Annotated in this window: 1 protein-coding gene; it reads left to right on the forward strand. The window is 36.3% G+C overall.

All coding sequences use genetic code 11. The features are described 5' to 3' along the window. Positions 1 to 234: 234 nt before the first annotated feature. Positions 235 to 2236, forward strand: a 2002-nt coding sequence (locus tag CAG60_RS16465) for a glycoside hydrolase family 3 protein (protein ID WP_237667811.1), incomplete at its 3' end; no start/stop codon positions are given.

A 2236-nucleotide genomic window follows, 5' to 3' on the forward strand; every position in this document is an offset into this window, starting at 1 on the left:
GGGTTATTCTTTTGTGGAATAAATTTTAACGCGCGTACTTTTCATAACCAATTGTTTTTATTGCAAATTAATTTAAATTGTTTGTTTTGGTTAATGAGTATTCCATTTTTAGTGGTTATCCTGAATAGAGTTAGATGTGATTTATATCGTAGAACTATCAATAAAAATACATACGATATAGCGGTAATTAATTTGAGAATAAAAATATTAATAACTGGAATTCATGGAGATACGATGAAAACAAAAATAAAGAGCTATTGGATTATTATTGGAATCATGATCACACTAACCGGATGTTTTGAGCGTGATAAACAAGATCCTCTACAAGAAAAAGCACAGCAAATAACTCAAAAAATGACGTTAAGAGAAAAGATTGGTGAAAAACTCATGATGTCTTTTCGTTATTGGTGTGATGACCAAGATGCGCAATGTAGAGATGGATTTATAGAAATCAACGACACTGTTAGCCAGCTCATATCGGATAATCATATTGGCGGTATCATTTTATTTAGTGCTAATTTGACGGATATTGACCAAACCGCTCAGTTAATCTGGGATTTACAAAATTCAACTCATGAGCAGTATCCACTGTCCCTCTTTGTCGCTATCGATCAAGAAGGGGGAAATGTTGTTCGTTTACCAAGGACAAAAGCCACTAACTTGCCGGGTAATATGGCATTAGGTTCTGCTTACTTAAGCAGTGGTGATCTTTCATTGGCTTATGATGCTGGACATATTTTAGCGGCAGAGGTTGGTGCAGTTGGTTTTAATGTTAACTTTGCCCCGGTTGTTGATGTTCAGTCAAACCCTCTCAACCCAGTAATCAATGTTAGAGCTTATGGTGAAGATCCTAAGTTAATTGGATTAATGGCAGGCGAAACGGCAAAAAGCTTTGCTAAAAATAATGTAGTACCTGTTTTTAAGCATTTTCCTGGGCATGGTGATACTCAATCTGACTCACATTACAGCTTGCCAATAGTCAATAAATCAAGGGAAGAAGCGGATGCAACGGACTTATATCCCTATCGATTTGCTATTCAAAACGGTCTTGCACCGGACATGATTATGACTGCGCATATTCAATATCCAGCTTTAGACGGTACGACGGTTGTAAGTAATGTGACTGGGGAAGAGATGATTCTTCCAGCAACACTTTCTAGAGAAATTCAAACCCAGCTGTTACGTAAAGAACTTCAGTACCAGGGAGTAACCATTACTGATGCACTGGACATGAAAGGTATTGCCGATCATTTTTGGCCAGCTGAAGCAGTAATCAAAACCTTTCAAGCTGGGGTAGATATCGCGTTAATGCCTGTGTTAATTCACACTGATCAAGAAAGCCATCAATTAAGTGAGTTAATTGATCAGATTGTACAAGCGGTGCAGTATGGTGATTTGTCAGAACAAGAGATCACTCGTTCAGTTGAAAGAATCGTAAAAACGAAATTGAAATATGGATTAATTAAACAAAATAATCCACCTTCGATTGAGAAGATAAAACAACAAGCTCATCATACGATTGGAAAATCAGAACATAAAATTATCCAGAAGAACATCACAGAGCAGGCGATAACACTGATTCGAAACACGGAGTTTGGTAGTTCAAAGTCACTTCCTATTGCAGAAGAAATGACCAGTAAGGTTCATGTGATTATGCCAAATTATGGGGAGGGAGATAAAGCAAAGACACTAAAAAATGAGTTGATCGAACATGGATTTGAATATGTTTCAGCCAGTTTAATGTCACAGACAACTCAAGATGATGAACAACGAGTTATTGATGAATCAGATATCATTATTATAGGAACGGCATCAACAAAACCCTCACCAGTAGAAAATAATGGTGATGTCAGGTTCGAGCATTATAATCTACAACGTAGTTTGGTTTTTAATGCCAATAATTTTAATGATAATACGGTTATAGATGAATATAAATTCGCTTATGAGTTAATGGAGTACGCATTTAAACGTGGTAAAAACGTTATTCATGTTACTCTTCGGGCTCCCTATGACATTGTTAACTTTGAAAAAGTGTCACACAGTGCTATCGCTACCTATAACTATTATGGTCAAGATAATAATGGAAAAGATCTTGGTTCAAATGTAATGAATGCAGTGGCAAAAATAATTTCAGGTCAGCTAGAGCCTAAAGGGAAACTTCCAGTTAATATTTATCATCAGAATGAAGATGGTTCTTTAGGCGACTTAAGATATAAGATTGGCCATGGATTAACGT

Source organism: Vibrio sp. V33_P6A3T137 (assembly GCF_009904835.1).
Classification (GTDB): domain Bacteria; phylum Pseudomonadota; class Gammaproteobacteria; order Enterobacterales; family Vibrionaceae; genus Vibrio; species Vibrio metschnikovii.